We start from the raw sequence: 17,231 nt of genomic DNA, 5'->3' as shown, positions 1-17,231 counted from the left end.
TCAGTTTCCTTGTGGGGCGGGCGCATCGGCGCGTTCGAAGGGTTCCAGGGCGTGGCGCAGGCTGGCGCGCGACAGCTCGCCCAAGTGGCTGCCGACCAGCCGCCCTTCGGCGTTGTAGAACAGGGTGGTGGGCAGGGCCATGGAGCCGACCTTGCGGGCCAGTTCGCCAGTGCCGTCAAACAGTACGTGGGACAGGGTCAGGCCGGTGGTGGCCATGAAAGTGCTGACGTTCTCCGGGGTTTCTCCCTGGTTGACGAACAGGAAGGTCACGTGGGGGTAGTCGTCCTCGGCCTGTTGCAATACCGGCATTTCGCGCCGGCAGGGCGGGCACCAGGTGGCCCAGATGTTGATCACCAGCGGTCGCCCGCGGTAGCTGTGCAGGGCCACCACCTGCCCGCGGCTGTCGCGCAGGCTCAGGTCCGGCAGCTCGGTGCCCTTGCTGTACAGGTGGCTGGCCAGGCTGGACAGCCCCCAGAACAGCGCGCCGCTGAACAACGCCCAGCCCAGTGGCCGGCGCAGGCCGGGGCGCCGCCAGCCCTGCCACAGGGTGCCGAGGACGATGCCCAGCAGGCCGCCCCAGAGCAGGAAGCCGCCGTCGCGGATGTCGATGACCTGCAGCGGGTCGTCGCGGTACATCGGCCAGTAGGCCAGGACGAAGCCCAGGCGAGCGAACAGCAATCCCAGCAGGAACAAATTGAACAGCGCCGACTCCGGATTCTCGCCGCCGTGCCTGGCCACCCGCCAGCCGACCAGGCTGGCGATGCCCAGCGCCGCGAGCAGCAGCAGGTGGTTAAGGGCCATGGTCAGTGGACCGAGGGTGACGGTCAGCATCAGCCTTGGCTCCTGGTCTGGGCCCAGTGTTGCAGGAAACCGGTGGCGTCGATCTCGCCGGTGATGCGTCGGGCACGGCGCTCGTCGCCTTCCGGGCCAATCCAGATCAGGCTGGGCGGGCCTGGTACCTGGAAGCGCTGCAGCAGTTCGCGACTGGCCGGGGAATCGGCGGTCACATCCAGGCGCAGCAGGTGCATGCCGGCCAGGCTAGCCTGGACATCGCCACGGCCGAACACCTGCTTTTCCATGACCTTGCACGACACGCACCAGTCGGCATAGTAGTCCACCAGCACCCACTGGCCACGGGCCTTGGCGGCGTCGAGCTCACGTTGCAGGTCGGCCGGCGCGCTCACGGTGACGAAGGCGTCGTGGGCGTTGGCCGGGGCTGCTGCCGTGCCCTTGCCGGCGAAGGGCTGCAGAGGTTGCCACAGGTCGTTGCCCCCGGCTGCGGCGCCCACCAGCAGCAGGCCACCCCACAGGGCGCCGAGCAGAGGAATGGCGCGCAAGGCGGGCAGGCGTTGCAGGGCCGGCCAGGCGGCCCAGCCCAGGGCGATCAGCCAGGCGCCGGCCAGGGCCAGCACCAGCGTTTCCGCCAGCAGGCCACGCACGGTGTACAGGGCCATGGCCAGGAACACGAAGCCGAACAAGCCCTTGACCAGGTTCATCCAGGCACCCGGGCGTGGCAGGTAGCGGTTGCCCAGGGTGACCAGCAACAGCAATGGCACGCCCATGCCCAGCCCGAGGCTGAACAGCACCAGCGCGCCTTGCAGCACATCGCCGCTCTGGGCGATGAACAACAACGCGCCGGCCAGTGGCGCGGTCATGCAAGGTCCCAGCAGCAGGCCCGACAACGCGCCCAGCAATGCCGCACCGTAGAGGTTGCCGCCACGGGTGCCTTGTCCGGCTCGGTCCAGGCGGTCACGCAGGGCGGCCGGCAACTGCAGTTCGAAGGCGCCGAACATCGGCAGGGCCAGGAGCACGAACAGGCCGGCCAGGCTGCCCAGCAGCCAGGGCTGTTGCAACCAGGCCTGCAGGCTTGCGCCCAGCAGCGCGGCGATCACGCCCAGGGCGGCGTAGACCAGCGCCATGCTCAGCACATAGATACCGGTCAGCCACCAGCCGCGCCGGGCGCTGGCGCCGTTGCCCAGGACCAGCCCGGCAAGGATTGGCAGCATCGGCAGCGAGCAGGGGGTGAAGGCCAGCAGCAGGCCCAAGCCGAAGAACGCCAGCAGGCTCCAGGCCAGGCTGTCCTGTTGCAGGGTACCGGCCAGCGCCTGGTCGCTGGCCTGATCGGCAGCGGCGACTGGCGTGGCGCTACCGCCGAGAGCGATCGGCGTGGTCTGCGGCGGGTAGCACAGGCCAGCGTCGGCGCAGCCTTGCCAGCCCAGGCGCAGTTCACCGCCGGCGCCGGCCGGCAGCAGCAGTTCCAGCTCGGAGCGATAGACTGCGCTGTCGCCGAAGAACTCGTCGTGGTGGTTCTCGGCCTGGGGCAGCACGGGGTGCTGCTCAGGGGGCAGTCCGTCGAACTTCAGGCGTTTTTGGTAAAGGTAGTAACCGTCCTTGATCTGGAAATGCAGGCGCATCTGGCCGTTTTCCAGGCGATCGTGGGTCAGGACGAAGGCTTCGTTGACCGGCAGGAAGTCCGGCTTGACCGCAAAGGGGTTGGCCTGGAGGGGGCCGGCGAGCAGGAATGTCAGGAAGAGCAGGAGAACACGCATGTCTACGCCTTGGCAGAGCTTTGAAGAGGGCCATGCTGGCCTTGGGTTATTAACTGAAGGTTAAGTTGGTCTTAGGATCGGCGACAGCCTTGTCTGTCCCGATGCTATCAGCCCGACGAAGTCCTCCAAACCCGTTCATAATCCCCCCTTAATCGCCACCCTGTGCAATGCCAGCTTCCCCACCCAGGAGACCCCATATGCATGTTCTGCTCTGCGAGGACGATGACCTGATCGCCAGCGGCATCTGCGCCGGCCTCTCGGCCCAGGGCCTGACCGTGGACCGGGTGGCCAGCGCCTCGCAGGCCCGGCAGATGCTCGGAACCGCGAAGTTTGATGTGATGATCCTCGACCTGGGGCTGCCCGACGAGGACGGCCTCAAGCTGTTGCGCCGCCTGCGCCAGCAGGGCGAGACCCTGCCAGTGCTGGTGCTCACCGCCCGCGACGCGGTCACCGACCGGGTCGACGGCCTGCAGGCCGGCGCCGACGACTACCTGCTCAAGCCCTTCGACCTGCGCGAACTGGCCGCTCGCCTGCATACCCTGCTGCGCCGCGTCGCCGGGCGGGCGGTGAACGTCATCGAGCACGGCCCGCTGCGCTACGACCCCAGCAGTTGCGCGGCGACCTTGGGCGGCCAGGCGGTGGACCTGTCGCGCCGCGAGCAGGCGCTGCTGCAGGCATTGCTGCAGAACCCGGGGCGCGTGCTGTCCAGCGAGCAACTCAAGGACTGCGTCTACGGTTTTAGCGACGAGGTCGAAAGCAACGCGCTGAACGTGCATATCCACCACCTGCGGCGCAAACTGGGCAACAGCATCGTCGAGACCGTACGCGGCCTTGGCTACCGTCTGGGGCCGGCCCAGGCGCCGGAGGAGCGTGTGTCATGAGCCTGCGGGTTCGCCTTTCACTGATTCTCGGCAGTGTGTTCATCGTCATCTGGGCGCTGGCGGCGGCCTGGATGCTGCGCGACCTGCGCCAGCAGATGATGTTTTCCCTCGACCAGCGGCTAGTCGCGTCGGCGCGCATGGTCGCGGGGCTGATCGACCAGTTGCCGCAACCGTTGACTGCCAAGGGCCAGGATGCGCATTTTTCCGCCGACCAGTTCAGCGTGCCGGACGGCATGGCCTGTCAGGTCAGCTCGCTGCGCGGCGAGATCCTCGCCAGCAACCACAAGCACGACGGCGCCATGGACGACGAGCGCAGCGGCTTCCGTGACCAGACCATCGATGGCGCCTCCTGGCGTACCTTCACCTACAACCATGGCGATGTGCGCATCACCACCGCCGACCGCCACCAGGAGCGCGAGGCGCTGAACCAGTCAATCCTGCTGGCGGCCTCGGCGCCTGTGCTGATGGCCTTGCTGGGCAGCCTGGGGCTATTGTGGATCGGCCTGGGCAAGGGGCTGGCGCCGCTCAATCGCATGCGTGATGCCTTGCGCAGGCGCCGCGCCGACAGCGTCGAGCCGTTGCAGGTGGCCGGCCTGCCCAGCGAGCTGCAACCGCTGCTCGATACCCAGAACCAGCTGTTCCTGCGCATCGCCCAGACCATCGAGCGCGAACGCCGTCTGACTGACGACGCCGCCCATGAGCTGCGCAGCCCGCTGACCGCCATCAAGACCCATCTGCAGGTGGCGCGCATGACCGACGGTGCCGTGCGTGAGCAGGCGTTGGAGCATGCCGAGCAGGGTACCGATCGCATGCACCGCACGCTGGAGCAACTGCTGATGCTGGCGCGGGTCGAGGGCAGCCTGTCGTTCGACGATGGCGTGCAGTGCAGCGCCGAGCAGGTTGCCCGACAGGCCATCGAGGATGCTGGTGGCGGCGACAACCGGCGCATTCACCTGCGCCTGCCCGAAGCGGCGGCCAAGGTCTACCTGAGCATGCCGGCGCCGTTGGCGGTGGCGGCGCTGCGCAACTTGCTGGACAACGCCCTGCGCCATGGCGGCGACGCCGCCGTGGAGCTGGAGGTACAGGCGCAGGACGGGCAGGTGGACTTCCTGGTGCGCGATCATGGGCCGGGGATTGCCCAGGAAGATCTCGAACACCTGACCGAACGTTTCTGGCGCAACGGCCAGAGCGGAGGTTGCGGGCTGGGGCTGGCGATCGTCCAGGCCATCGTCCAGCGCTGCGCTGGCAGCCTGCGGTTCGACAGCCGGGCCGATGGTTTGCGGGTGAGCCTGCAGGTGCCGGCGCGTTCAGGAAGTTGAGTTCGGCGCTGTACCCATCGTGGGGCAAGCCCGCTCCCAAGCAGCTTGGTCATGAGCCCGTGGGAGCGGGCTTGCTCCGCGACAGAGGCCGCACATCTACGACAAATCCCATGACAACCGCTAAATCCGCACCTCGCTGAAGCGTTTTTCAAGCGATAAGAACCCGACACACATCCGGTTACAGGGCGCGTGGCGGGCACATTCGCTTGCTTGCGAGGGTTTTTCCGATGTCGACCGCTTCCAGTCTTGCCCAGGTACTGCCGGCCACTGCGCCGCGTGCCCTGTACGAATTCGAGGATTCGCCCTTGCTGCTGCGCCAGCAGCAGCAGGAATCCAACGCCCGCAGCTACCCCCGGCGCATCCCCCTGGCGCTCAAGCGTGCCCGTGGCCTGTACGTCGAGGACGTCGAGGGCCGCCAGTTCATCGATTGCCTCGCAGGTGCCGGCACCCTGGCCCTGGGTCACAACCATCCGGTGGTGATCGACGCGATCCAGCGTGTGCTGGCCGACGAACTGCCGCTGCACACCCTGGACCTGACCACGCCGGTCAAGGATCAGTTCGTCCAGGACCTGTTCGCCCTGCTGCCCGAGGGCCTGCGCCGGGAAGCGAAGATCCAGTTCTGCGGCCCGACCGGTACCGATGCGGTCGAGGCTGCGCTCAAGCTGGTGCGCACGGTCACCGGGCGCAGCACCGTGCTGGCGTTCCAGGGGGCCTACCATGGCATGACCCAGGGCGCGCTGAGCCTGATGGGCAGCCTGGGGCCGAAAAAGCCGCTCGGCGCGTTGCTGAACAATGGCGTGCAGTTCCTGCCTTATCCCTATGACTACCGCTGCCCGTTCGGCCTCGGCGGCGAGGCGGGCGTGCGCGCCAACCTGCACTACCTGGAAAACCTGCTGTGCGATCCGGAGGCCGGCGTTGCGCTGCCGGCGGCAGTGATCGTTGAGGTTGTGCAGGGCGAGGGGGGGGTGATCCCCGCCGATATCGAGTGGTTGCGCGGGTTGCGCCGGATCACCGAGCAGGCCGGGGTGGCGTTGATCGTCGACGAGATCCAGAGCGGTTTCGCCCGTACCGGCAAGATGTTCGCCTTCGAGCACGCCGGCATCGTGCCCGACGTGGTCACCCTGTCCAAGGCTATTGGCGGCAGCCTGCCGTTGGCCGTGATGGTCTATCGCGACTGGCTCGACCAGTGGTCGCCGGGTGCCCATGCCGGTACCTTCCGTGGTAACCAGATGGCCATGGCCGCGGGCTCGGCGGTGATGAAGTACCTGGTGGAGCACCGCCTGTGCGAGCACGCCGAGGCCATGGGCCAGCGTCTGCGCGGGCACCTGCAACGGTTGCAGCAGGACTATCCGCAGCTTGGCGATATCCGTGGCCGTGGCCTGATGCTGGGCGTGGAACTGGTGGATCCGGCGGGCAAGCGCGACGTCCAAGGCCATCCGCCGGCCTGCCGCAAGCTGGCGCCGAAGGTGCAGCGCGAATGCCTGCGCCGTGGCCTGATCCTCGAGCTGGGCGGCCGCCATGGTGCGGTGGTGCGCTTCCTGCCGCCGCTGATCATCAGTGCCGAGCAGATCGACGAGGTGGCGGCAAGGTTTGCCGAGGCCGTCGCGGCGGCGGTATCAGCTGGCTGAGTGTTCGAATCCAGGCGAAATTCCCTGCAGGAGATCGCCCTGGCCGAAGGGCTGGGTGATCTCCTGCAGGATGCAGGTATTAGTCGAAGGTGCGCCCGGCGCGCCAGTAGCCCATCAGCGTCAGGCTCTCCCTTGGCAGTCCGCGCTCCTTGATCAGGTGCCGGCGGATATCCATGACGGTCCCCGACTCCCCGGCGATCCAGGCATGGAAGTCGCCGTGCTCGCCGCTGGCCTGTTCCCAGAGGATGCGCTCGTCGATATCCACGTCTTCCAGCTCGACCGTCGATGCGCCGCGCACCGCCGGCAGGCTGGCCAGTTCGCGCACGGCGTGCTGCATGCCCTGGCCATGTTCGCTGCGCAGCAGGTCACGCGGCAGCCAGTGCAGGCGGGTGGCCGGGCTGTGGCGCAGGTCGAGGCAGTCGGCTTCCAGCGGCACTTCGATAAAGGCCTCCACCTGCAGTTCCGGCGTGTTCGTGGCCAACTGCTCGAGGATGCCGGCGATGGCCGGCAGGGCAGTTTCGTCACCGATCAGCAAGATACGCCGGACACTGTGCGGCGGCTTCCACTCGTAGCCGCCGGGGTCGTCGGCATAGGCCAGGTTGGGTGCGACCATCTGCAGGCGGTCACCCGGACGGGCATGGGTGGCCCAGGCCGAGGCCGGGCCATTGACGCCATGCAGGACAAAGTCCACCTCTACCTCCAGGGCGTCGCGGCGCAGGGCGCGGATGGTGTAGGTGCGCATCGGTGGCATGTCCTGCGCCGCCAGCTCGCGCCGCGCCTGTTGCCATTGCGCGTGCTTGGGTAGGCTTGGCGGTGCTCCTGCGGGCGTCGGAAACAGCAGCTTGACGCGCTGGTCGGGGGCCAGGGTGGTCATCTGCGCCACGTCCTCGCCAGTGAAGACAAAGCGGCTCAGTGACGGGCTCAAGGGTTCAACGGTCTTCAGATCAATGTCGAAGACCCGGTAGGGCGTGGCCTTGACCGATTCGGTCAGGCGATCGTGCAGGGAGGTCATGGGTATGCCTCTGTCAGCGGGAGATAACCAACAGACGAGCGCGCCGGGTGGTTAATTAGACGGCTAAATTTTCCCGGCCTATCTACGTCCTAGCTTGGATAGAAGTCGCGGCACGCGAAGACGGATTGAGGCGCAATGACAATTTCCCGACGAGGATTCATCGCTGGCCTGGCAGTGGCGGGCGCCACAGGCACGGCGGCCTATTACGCGCACCAGCAGCTGACCCACGACCCTGAAGACGATATCGTCACGCCCGGCGAGGCCAGCGTCGAACTGGCCGACTATGCCGGGCAGGTCCTGGCCGACCGGCTGCGCGGTGTGTGGGAGATCCGCTTCGACGGTGCAGAACGAGGACTTGACGGGCTGCCTCGACAGGGCGTCGAGATGTTCCTCGACGTCGCCACCAAGGGGCGTGGCCTGCGCGGATTCGTCGATACCGGCGAGGGTCTTCGCGGTGCTGCCGAGCCGGCCTATCGTGTGCTCGGTGACCTGGTCGGTGCCAGCAGCACCGAGGTGCGTTGGCGGCTGGTCAACCAGCACGGCGGGCCGGGTTATGAATGCGTGGCGAGTCTCGACGAGGTTTGGGCCGAGTTCGCCAATGCCGGTAGCGGCACGTTGAGTGGCCGCGTACAACGCCTGGATAGACCGCTGACCCTGCCGGTGCCCGACAGCCGTTTCGTCGCGGTCAAGCGTCTGTTCCCCGAGGCCCGCGAGCGTCTGCCCTATACCCCCGAAATGCGCGAGTGGGTGGTCGGCGCTGAGCATCGCCTGTTCCACCAGCTTTGGCATGCCACCCGAGACCAGTGGCACAAGTTGCCGCAGACCAAGCAGAACGCACTGCGTGGCCTTGGCTGGCAACCTGGGCCGCGCGACCGTGAGCGTGATGCCCGCGGCCCGCGCAAGCACCGCAATGGTTCGGGTATCGATTTCCTGTTCATGCACCGGCACATGCTGATGTATGCCCGCACACTGCAGGACCTGCCTTCCTGGCAACGCTTTCCGCTACCGCAACCCAGCGTAGAATTCGATCGAGCAGGTTTCGCCCGCTACTTCGACAACCACGACGGCTACTGCGTGCCGCCAGGCTGGCAGGCGCCGGGCGACGACGCCTATGGCCAGTGGGTGGGAGCGATCAAGGCCGGCGAGACCTACTGCAGCAACTTCCAGGTGTGGGAGTCGCAGTACCAGGATCCGGTGTACCTGTCGAAACTGACCCTGGGCGCCTTCGGCTCGGAACTGGAGATGAACCTGCACGATTGGCTGCACATGTGCTGGGCGTCGGTGCCGCGCGATCCCAACAATGGCGCGCCGGTGCCGTTCGCCCGCGACCAGGCGGACTTCGCCGCGCGCTGGTTCGAACCTGAGAACGACTTCCTCGGTGATCCGTTTTCCTCCCATGTGCATCCGGTCTTCTGGGGGTTCCACGGCTGGATCGACGATCGCATCGATGACTGGTTCCGTGCCCATGAGCGCCATCACCCCGGTCAGGTACGTCGCCTCGAAGTCAACGGCGTGCCCTGGTTCGCTCCCGGGCGCTGGGTGGAGGTCGATGATCCCTGGCTGGGTCCGGATACCCATGGCTGCAGCACGCAGCCGGGCATGCGCCCGGGCAAGTCGGTGGAGATGGACGTGGAGACCATGAAGTTGGCCCTGCGCATCACCTTCGGTGACGAGGACAAGCTCGACAACCTGCTGCGCAAGGTGCCGCAACGGCCCTGGTATGCGCGACACCTTTCGTTGAAGAACATCGTTTCCTGAGGCTCCGTGCGAAAGCGTCAGACCAGACAATGAAGTTCTCTGGCCTGGCGCTTTTGCGGGGCAAGCCTGCTCCTACAGCGTCTGCGGCGCCTGCCAGCCTCCGCCCAGTGCCTTGTACAACGCCACGCTTCCCCGTAACTGCTCCAGGCGCAGCTGCGCTTGCTGGTCCTGGGCCAGGTACAGCGTGCGCTGGGTCTCGAGTACGGTGAGCAGGGTCTCGGCACCGGCGGTGTAGCGTTGCTGGGCCAAATTAAAGGCGATACGCGCCTGTTCCACTTCCTGGTCCTGCCAGCGGCGCTGGCGCTCCACGCCGGCGATGGCGTTCAGGGCTTTCTCCACATCCGAGAAACCGGCCAGGATGCTGGCGCGGTACAGCTCCAGCAACTCCTGCTGTTCGGCACGGGCCGCGTCCCGGGCGGCACTCAGCCGACCGTTGTTGAAGATCGGCGCGGTGAGCCCGGCGGTGAGGGTGTAGTAGGGGCTGTCGAAGATATTGGGCACGGTCCGGGCGCCACTGCCCAGGTCCGCGCCCAGTATCAGACGCGGCAGCATCGCCGCCCGAGCTACCTGGATATTGGCGCTAGCCGCCGCCAGGCGTGCCTCGGCGGCGGCGATGTCCGGGCGGCGGCCGAGCAGTTCGCTGGGCACGCCGCTGCCGATGGCTGGCCACTGCACGTTGCCGATGGTTTCGTCGGTGGCGGGCAGCGCCTGCACAGGATCGCCCAGCAAGGTGGCAAGGACGATGCGGTTGTCCTGACGGCGTTGTTCGAGCAGTGGTAACTGGCGCTCCTGGGCGGCCACCAGGCTGCGCTGCTGGGCCAGTTCCAGGCGGGTGGCCGAGCCCGAGCGTTCACGGGCTTCGACCAGGCCCAGCACGTCGCGGGCGTTGCTCAGGTTGAGGCGGGCGATGCGCAGTTGCTCGTCGAGAGCCAGGCCTCGCAGATAGCTGTCGGCCACGGCGCTGACCAGGGTCAGCTCCACGGTCTGGCGATCGAAGCGGCTGGCGTCGAGGCTGCGCAGGGCGCTGTCACGGGTGGCGCGCAGACCGCCCCAGAAGTCGATCTCGTAGCTGGCGCTCAGGCGGGTTCCGAACGAGGTACTGGTGCGTTCGTTGCTGCTGGCGTCGAGTTGGTCGTTGCCCTCGCCGCGCAGCAAGCGCTGGCGGCTGCCGTTCAGGCCCAACTGCACCTCGGGCAGCAATGGCGCGCCGGCGATCACGGCGCTGGCCTGGGCCTTGCGCACCCGCGCCGCGGCGGCGGCCAGGTCGTGGCTGTTGAGGCGGGCGCGTTCGACCAGCCGGTCCAGCTCGGTGCTGGCGAAGGCGCGCCACCACTGGCTGTCAGGCAGGGGCTGGGCTGTGGCCGGCCCCTGCCAGGCGGGTGGCGTGTCGATGTTCGCCGCCGGTGGCGGCGGGCTGCTGCAGGCGGCCAGGCAAAGGCTCAGGGTCAACAGGCTGGTACGGCTGGGAATCGTCATGAACTATTCGCTGGTAAGGGCCTTGACCGGGTCGAGGCGGGCGGCCTTGCGGGCCGGCATGAAACCGAAGACCACGCCGGTGATCACGGCGCAGGCGAAGGCGCCGAGGATGGCGGGCAGGGCGAAGGCCACGGCGATGTCGGCCAGCAACAGGCCGCCGCCGATGGCCAGGGCCAGGACGATGCCGGTCACGCCGCCGACCATCGACAGCATCACCGCTTCGGTGAGGAACTGGCGCAGGATGTCGCGCTGGCGCGCGCCGGTGGCCATGCGGATACCGATTTCGCGGGTGCGCTCGCGCACGGTCATGAGCATGATGTTCATCACGCCGATGCCGCCGACCAGCAGCGAGATCGCGGCGATCGCCCCAAGCATCAGCGACAGGCTGTTCTGGGTGCGGGCCTCGGCCTGGATCAGCGCGGCATCGTTGGTCAGGACGAAGTCGTGCTTGCCCTGGTGGCGCTGCAGCATCAGGCGCTCGATCGCCTGCTCGGTTTCCTTGACCCGGCCGGAATCCAGGGCGGCGATGGTGACGTATTCCGGATCGCGGCTGCCGAACAGGCGGATGGAGGCGGCGGAGTAGGGCACCACCACGCGCTCGTCGCTGTCCTCGCTGCCGGAGCTGGCGCCTTTGCCCTGGAGCACGCCGATCACCTGGAACGGCACGTTGCCGATCAGCAGGTACTGGCCGAGCGGATTGCTCCCTGCGCCAAACATCTTCTCGCGCACCTTCTGTCCGATCACGGCCACGGCGGCGGCGTTGGCTTCGTCGGCCTCGCTGTAGAAGCTGCCCTCGACCACCGGCCAGTTGAAAATCTCGGGAAATCCGGTGTTGTTGCCGCCGACATAGAACTGCTCGCCCTTGTTGCCGTGGCGCACCATGAGCTTGTCGCCGATCACCGGCATGACGCGCTTGACCTGCGGCAGTTCGCCGATGGCGTCGACATCATCGAGGGTGACGATACCGGTCAGCTCCTCGGAGGAGTGCTTGCCGTTGAGGTAGAGGATGTTCGAGCCGAAGGCGGCCATCTGCGCCATGACCTGGCGCTTGCTGCCTTCGCCGACCGCCAGCATGACCACCACCGAGGCCACCCCGATGATGATGCCGAGCAGGGTCAGGGCGGTGCGGAAACGGTTGATCCACATCACCCGCCAGGCGGCCTGCAGGGACTCTGCCAGTTCGCCTTTCCAGGCGCCGCGCTGGGTGGCGCCGAAGTCCAGGCGTTGGCGCAGGTCGTCGGCTTGCACCTGTCGGGGCGGGGCATCGGCCGATGACGGGGTGGCCGAGTCACCGACCACCTCGCCGTCGCGCACCTCGATGATCCGCTGGGCGCGGGCCGCGACCTCGCGATCATGGGTGATGAGGATGATCACATGGCCCTGGCTGGCCAGCTCGTCGAGCAGGGTCATCACCTCGGCGCCACTGTGGCTGTCGAGGGCGCCGGTGGGTTCGTCGGCGAGGATGATATGCCCGCCGTTCATCAGCGCACGGGCAATCGACACCCGCTGCTGCTGGCCGCCGGACAACTGGTGCGGACGGTTGCCGGTGCGGCTGGCCAGCCCTAGGCGTTCGAGCAGGGCGCGGGCGCGGGCATGGCGTTCGGCGGGCGGGGTGCCGGCGTAGATGGCCGGCATCTCGACGTTCTCCTGGGCCGAGCCCGAGGGGATCAGGTGGTAACCCTGGAACACGAAGCCAAAGGCTTCGCGGCGCAGCCAGGCCAGCTCGTCGCTGTCCAGTTCGGCCACGTCCCGGCCTGCGAAGCGGTAGCTGCCCGAGGTGGGGCGGTCGAGGCAGCCGAGGATGTTCATCAGGGTCGACTTGCCGGAGCCCGAGGCGCCGACGATGGCGACGAACTCGCCGGGGTGGATGCTCAGGCTGATGCCGCGCAGCACCTCGACCCTGGGCGAATCGACACCGCCATAGACCTTGCGGATGTCGCACAGCTCGATCAGGGGCGTGGCCATCTCAACCCCCACTGGCGGCAGGAAGGCCGATGACCAGGCGCTCGCCTTCGTTCAAACCCTCAAGGATCTGCACCCGCAGGCGGTCGCTCAAGCCGGTGCGCACCTGGCGCGCCTCGACCTGGCCCTTGCCGTTCAGCACCTGGGCCAGGCGCAAGCCCTCTTCGGGGGTCTCGTCCAGCGCGGCCAATGGCACGCTGAGCACCTGGCTGGCCTGGCCGGCGACGAAGAACACCTGGGTGGTCATCTCCGCCATCAGGGCGCCGTCGGGGTTATCCACGTCCAGCAGCACGGTGTACTGGACCACCTTGGTGCCCGTGGTGCCAGCCGTGGTGCTGGCCGGGCTGCCCCCGCCCTGGCTGGATTGGTCCAGGGGCTTGGGCGGTACCGGCAGGATCTGTCGCACGGTGCTGGTCCAGCGCCGCTTGCCGCCGGCCAGGGTATTGAAGTAGGCGGTCATGCCCGGCTTGACCTTGCCGATGTCGGCTTCGGATACCTGGGCCCACACGGTCATTGGCGAGAGCTTGGCGATGCGCAGGATCAGCGGTGTCTGCTGCTGGGCGTTGAGGGTCTGGCCCTCGCGGGCGTCCACCGCCACCACGGTGCCGCTCATGGGCGCGTAGATCCGCGTGTAGCCCAGCTCCGCCTCGTCGCTGCGCAGGCTGGCCTGGGCCTGGCGGATCTGCGCCTGGTACATGTCGATGCGCGCCTGGGTCACCTTCAGTTGCGCCGCTGCCGTTTGCAGGTCTTCCTGGCGGCTGGCGCCGGCCGCAGCCAGATCCTGCTGGCGTTTGTACTGCTGCTGGGCGAGCAGGTACTGCGCCCGCTGTTCGGCGAGCTGGGCCTTGAGGTTTTCGATCGAGTAGCGCCCGGCATCGAGCTTGGCCTGCTGCGTGGACGGGTCGATCTCCACCAGCAGTTGGCCCTGGCGCACTTCGTCACCGGGTTCCACATGCAGCTTGCGGATCTGCCCCGAGGCCTGGGCGCCCACGTCGACATAGCGGCGCGGCTGCAGGGTGCCCAAGGCAGTGACGCTGCTTTCGATGTCGGCGCGGATCACCGGCACGGTGCTGACCGGTGCGCCGCCGAGCGGCAGGACCTGCCAGGCCACCAGGCTGCCGAGACCGGCCAGGCCCAGGGCGCCGATCAGCACGCTGCGGCGGGTATTGAATGTGCGTGTCATGCGGGCTTCCAGCCGGAGGTAGTGGCCGAGTGCCGCGATGGGGCGTGCGCTCGGGGGTCCCAGTTAAACGAATGATATCGATGACGATTTAGCGCAGAGAAGGGGGCTGCGTGTTGCTGCGAATAATTATAATTTGTAAGATCGCACGCTGATATCATCCAGACCTCTTCCTTGGCTCGCAACGCTGGGGCAGGGTGACGCCAGGTGCCGTCGTGGAACATTACTATCGCGAATTGGTGAGCTTCCTGTCCGCCCGACTCGGTAATCGCCAGTCGGCCGAAGACGTCGCCCACGATGCCTACATCCGGGTGTTGGAGCGCACGGAGGGCGAGCATATCGAGCACCCGCGCGCCTACCTCTATCGTACGGCCATGAATCTTGTGGTCGATCATCACCGTCGACATCTGGTGCGTCAGGCCGAGCCGCTGGAGGTTCTGGACAACGATGAGCGCTGGCATACTCCGGCGTTGACCCAGAGCATGCAGCTCGACCAGCGCCTGGCGCTGATGCGCCAGGCGCTGGATGAATTGAGTGGGCCTTGCCGCGACAGCTTCCTGCTGCGCAAGCTCGATGGCCTGTCGCACCAGCAGATCGCCGAGCGCCTGGGTATTTCCCGCAGCCTGGTGGAAAAGCACATCGTCAATGCCATGAAGCATTGCCGTGTGCGCATGCGCCAGTGGGAGTCCTGAGCGAGCCGCCTGCGGATGTGAAAATTCCGTGAGTGGGCGACTTGATTTCTCCCGGGATCACGACAACTATCAATAAAGACCCCCGTTCAGGCATTGCGCCCGACGTTGCCGTTGCCGGCGCAGTATGGTCATGGAGCTACCGTTACCACCCAACTGCCCAGGTCCGGACGATGCCTAACAAATCCATGCGCATCCTCATCGCCGACGAGCACCCCGGCCAGCGCCTGCAGCTGGAGAAAATGCTCAATGGGCTGGGTTATTACCGGATCGCCCCGGTGGAGAGTTTCGACGACCTGCAGCGCCTGGTGCATAGCGCACTGGAACCCTTCAACCTGTTGGTGGGTAACATAGAGCTGGCCAGTCATGCTGGGGTAGACCTGGCGCGCTTCTGCAGGGTCAGTTCGCAGATCCAGCACGCACTGCTGTACCACTCGTCACACCTGAAAGTGCCCGCCGTACCGCCGAGCGATCGCCACGCCGTCAGCATCAGCCTGCCCCAGGCGCCCGACAGCGAGGCGCTGGAGTCGTTCATGGCGATCATCGACATGCCGGTGCTGGTTGGGCAACTGCCCTTGCCGCCGGGGTTGGCGGGGGCGTCCAGTTATGCCCGGCGGCGTACCAACCTTGCGCAGACCGTGTTTTGCCGCAATCCCTGAGCGATCAGTGAATTTGCTATCCTCTGGCCTTTTGCCTCGTTGCGGAAGCTGCCATGACTGCCATCGATACCACCCGCCCGCCACGGTTCAGCCGTAGCGATCACCGGACCCTGGGACTGGCCGCGCTGGGTGGCGCCCTGGAAATCTACGATTTCATCATTTTCGTGTTCTTCGCGCTGACCCTCAGCCAGCTGTTCTTCCCGCCTGAGATGCCGGAGTGGCTGCGCCTGCTGCAGAGCTTCGGGATCTTCGTCACCGGCTACCTGGCCAGGCCGCTGGGTGGCATCCTCATGGCCCATTTCGCCGACCACCTGGGGCGCAAGCGGGTGTTCAGCCTGAGTATCCTGATGATGGCGCTGCCGTGCCTGCTGATCGGGGTGATGCCGACCTACGCCGACATCGGCTACGCCGCGCCGCTGATCCTGCTGGCCTTGCGCATCTTGCAGGGGGCGGCGGTCGGCGGCGAGGTGCCCAGCGCCTGGACCTTCGTCGCCGAACATGCGCCACCTGGGCGTCGCGGCTATGCGCTGGGCTTCCTGCAGGCCGGGCTGACCTTCGGCTACCTGCTCGGGGCGCTGACCGCGACCCTGCTGGCGCAATTGTTCACGCCCCAGGAGATCCTCGACTACGCCTGGCGCTATCCCTTCCTGCTTGGCGGCGTGTTTGGCGTGATCGGTGTCTGGCTGCGTCGTTGGCTGAGTGAAACCCCGGTGTTCCTGGCCCTGCGGGCGCAGCAGGAGCAGCCGGTGGCCTTCCCCCTGCGACGGGTGCTGGGCACTCACCGACGGGCCTTGATTCCAGCCGCGCTGCTGACCTGTGTGCTGACCTCGGCGGTGGTGGTACTGGTAGTGATCACCCCGACCGTGATGCAGCAACGGTTCGGCATGACAGCCGGGCACACCTTCGCCCTGAGCAGCGTGGGCATCGTCTTCCTCAATATCGGCTGCGTGTTGGCGGGGTTGCTGGTGGACCGCATCGGCGCCTGGCGGGCGCTGATGTTCTACTGCCTGCTGCTGCCTTTGGGCATTGGCACCTTGTACGCCAGCCTGGTGGGGCAGTGGGGGCAGACCTGGGCGGCCTATGCCTTGGCTGGCCTGTCCTGTGGCGTGGTGGGGGTGGTGCCGTCGGTGATGGTTGGGCTGTTCCCGGCCGAGATCCGGGTGTCGGGCATCTCCTTCACCTACAACGTCGCGTACGCCCTGTGGGCCAGCACCACGCCGTTGGCGCTGATCGCCTTGATGCCCTGGAGCCCATGGGTGTGCGTCGGCTTTTGTCTGGTCATGGGCATGGTCGGATTGCTGACGGCGCTCTACTTCAGACGCCGTGAGCCGTTGGGGTTTGCGGCGCAGCCGATGCCGCTCATGTGTGGTGACAAATGAAGCGGTAAAGGCTGCAGGGCAGTGAGGCAGACTTCCGGGCCAGGCAATCAACAGGTCCTACAGGCAGGGTAGGGATTTTGAGCGTCTGCAGCTCTGCTCCCCTACTGCGCCTTCGAGATTGTGCACGTAATTTCGACTGATCGTTGATGGACCATTCGTTCATACAGTCAGGAGAAATATGCATGTCCAGTTTCAGCATCACTTGGATGACGCGGGCCCAGCTGCCTGCGTTTCCGCCACAGATGAGCTTTTCGGCTGCCAATCCCGCCAGCACGAAACCGGATGATCAAGCCAGAACGCCGGTGATCCGCTGGGGCCGCAGCCTGGCCTGCGTGCTGGAGTCCCGCCTGCACCCTGATCAGGCCTGGATGGTGGTCTACGGTGATGGCAAGCAACTGACCGGCGTGCACCTGCTGCATGACTTTCGCCACATCAGCCGTATCCAGTTGACCGCCAGCAGCCATGCCGTGCTCTTGACTGACAGTGCGCAACGCCAGCAGACGGTCGATTTCTCCCTATTGAAAACACTGGATGGCAGGAGTGGCGATCAGGCTCCGGGGCATGGCCTACCCAGTGAGATTTCGTTCATGCTCACCCATGGTCAGGACTTCCTGGCAGTGGACTAGAAGGCTAATCTGGCTATGACCTCCGATCTGACAGTCCTATAAACGGACGACCGGTCAATGGCACTTCAGGGCAGGTCTTGTGCTCGAGATCAGCGACCATGAAAAAGCCCCCT

At 66.5% G+C, this 17,231-nt stretch carries 14 protein-coding genes; 8 read left to right on the top strand and 6 right to left on the bottom strand.

Annotation, left to right across the window (positions count from 1 at the left end; genetic code table 11):
• Positions 1-831 carry a TlpA family protein disulfide reductase gene (locus AC25M7_RS12085; RefSeq protein ID WP_028692890.1) on the bottom strand — a complete coding sequence of 277 codons (831 nt, stop codon included), beginning with the start codon at positions 829-831 and terminating at the stop codon, positions 1-3.
• The gene (gene dsbD, locus AC25M7_RS12080) at positions 831-2,549 is read right to left on the bottom strand and encodes a protein-disulfide reductase DsbD (RefSeq protein WP_486971101.1); all 1,719 of its coding nucleotides are present in this window, start codon (positions 2,547-2,549) and stop codon (positions 831-833) included. The genes AC25M7_RS12085 and dsbD overlap by 1 nt, the downstream gene beginning before the upstream one ends.
• A gap of 197 nt (positions 2,550-2,746) precedes the next feature.
• On the opposite strand from dsbD, the gene AC25M7_RS12075 reads away from it, so the two are divergent.
• The 3 genes from AC25M7_RS12075 to AC25M7_RS12065 all read left to right on the top strand — a co-directional run bounded on the left by AC25M7_RS12075 (position 2,747) and on the right by AC25M7_RS12065 (position 6,377).
• Entirely contained in the window at positions 2,747-3,430 is a 684-nt protein-coding gene (locus AC25M7_RS12075) for a response regulator (protein WP_028692892.1), read from the top strand.
• Positions 3,427-4,749 (top strand): ATP-binding protein, encoded by a 1,323-nt coding sequence (locus tag AC25M7_RS12070; protein WP_062362479.1) that lies wholly within the window; start codon positions 3,427-3,429, stop codon positions 4,747-4,749. Before AC25M7_RS12075 ends, AC25M7_RS12070 begins: the two co-directional genes overlap by 4 nt.
• Positions 4,750-4,976: 227 nt before the next feature.
• On the top strand, positions 4,977-6,377 hold the full coding sequence (locus tag AC25M7_RS12065; protein ID WP_028692894.1) for an aspartate aminotransferase family protein: 1,401 nt from the start codon (positions 4,977-4,979) through the stop codon (positions 6,375-6,377).
• Positions 6,378-6,456: 79 nt separating this feature from the next.
• Here the strand turns inward: AC25M7_RS12065 and AC25M7_RS12060 are convergent, their stop codons facing one another.
• Complete coding sequence (locus AC25M7_RS12060) at positions 6,457-7,389, bottom strand: siderophore-interacting protein (protein WP_213883468.1); 933 nt, start codon at positions 7,387-7,389, stop codon at positions 6,457-6,459.
• Positions 7,390-7,524: 135 nt separating this feature from the next.
• Here AC25M7_RS12060 and pvdP point away from each other — a divergent pair, with 135 nt between their 5' ends.
• Positions 7,525-9,147, top strand: a complete 1,623-nt coding sequence (pvdP, locus tag AC25M7_RS12055) for a pyoverdine maturation tyrosinase PvdP (RefSeq protein WP_069017304.1) — start codon at positions 7,525-7,527, stop codon at positions 9,145-9,147.
• A gap of 72 nt (positions 9,148-9,219) precedes the next feature.
• On the opposite strand, the gene AC25M7_RS12050 is transcribed toward pvdP, so the two are convergent.
• From AC25M7_RS12050 to AC25M7_RS12040, 3 genes are read right to left on the bottom strand one after another with little or no spacing between them, the layout of a single operon-like run.
• Positions 9,220-10,623, bottom strand: coding sequence for an efflux transporter outer membrane subunit (locus AC25M7_RS12050; RefSeq protein WP_247283373.1), 1,404 nt, complete (start codon positions 10,621-10,623; stop codon positions 9,220-9,222).
• A 3-nt stretch (positions 10,624-10,626) separates the two neighbouring features.
• Positions 10,627-12,588: a MacB family efflux pump subunit gene (locus tag AC25M7_RS12045; RefSeq protein ID WP_088852632.1), complete on the bottom strand. Its 1,962-nt coding sequence runs from the start codon at positions 12,586-12,588 to the stop codon at positions 10,627-10,629.
• 1 nt (position 12,589) lies between these two features.
• A complete protein-coding gene (locus AC25M7_RS12040) occupies positions 12,590-13,768 on the bottom strand; it encodes an efflux RND transporter periplasmic adaptor subunit (protein WP_028692899.1) in 1,179 nt (392 codons plus the stop codon).
• 212 nt (positions 13,769-13,980) lie between these two features.
• Between AC25M7_RS12040 and AC25M7_RS12035 the strand changes: the two genes are divergently transcribed.
• The 4 genes from AC25M7_RS12035 (at position 13,981) to AC25M7_RS12020 (ending at position 17,118) form a co-directional block, all read left to right on the top strand.
• Positions 13,981-14,457, top strand: a complete 477-nt coding sequence (locus tag AC25M7_RS12035) for a sigma-70 family RNA polymerase sigma factor (protein WP_028692900.1) — start codon at positions 13,981-13,983, stop codon at positions 14,455-14,457.
• 170 nt (positions 14,458-14,627) lie between these two features.
• Entirely contained in the window at positions 14,628-15,113 is a 486-nt protein-coding gene (locus AC25M7_RS12030; RefSeq protein ID WP_028692901.1) for a hypothetical protein, read from the top strand.
• Positions 15,114-15,166: 53 nt separating this feature from the next.
• Positions 15,167-16,492, top strand: a complete 1,326-nt coding sequence (locus AC25M7_RS12025; RefSeq protein WP_028692902.1) for an MFS transporter — start codon at positions 15,167-15,169, stop codon at positions 16,490-16,492.
• Positions 16,493-16,674: 182 nt separating this feature from the next.
• A complete protein-coding gene (locus tag AC25M7_RS12020; protein ID WP_028692903.1) occupies positions 16,675-17,118 on the top strand; it encodes a hypothetical protein in 444 nt (147 codons plus the stop codon).
• Positions 17,119-17,231: the final 113 nt, after the last annotated feature.

This window comes from Pseudomonas sp. P106(2024) (genome assembly GCF_057480815.1).
The sequence above is the reverse complement of the archived record's forward strand: the minus strand, read 5'-3'. Positions and strand labels throughout refer to the sequence as shown.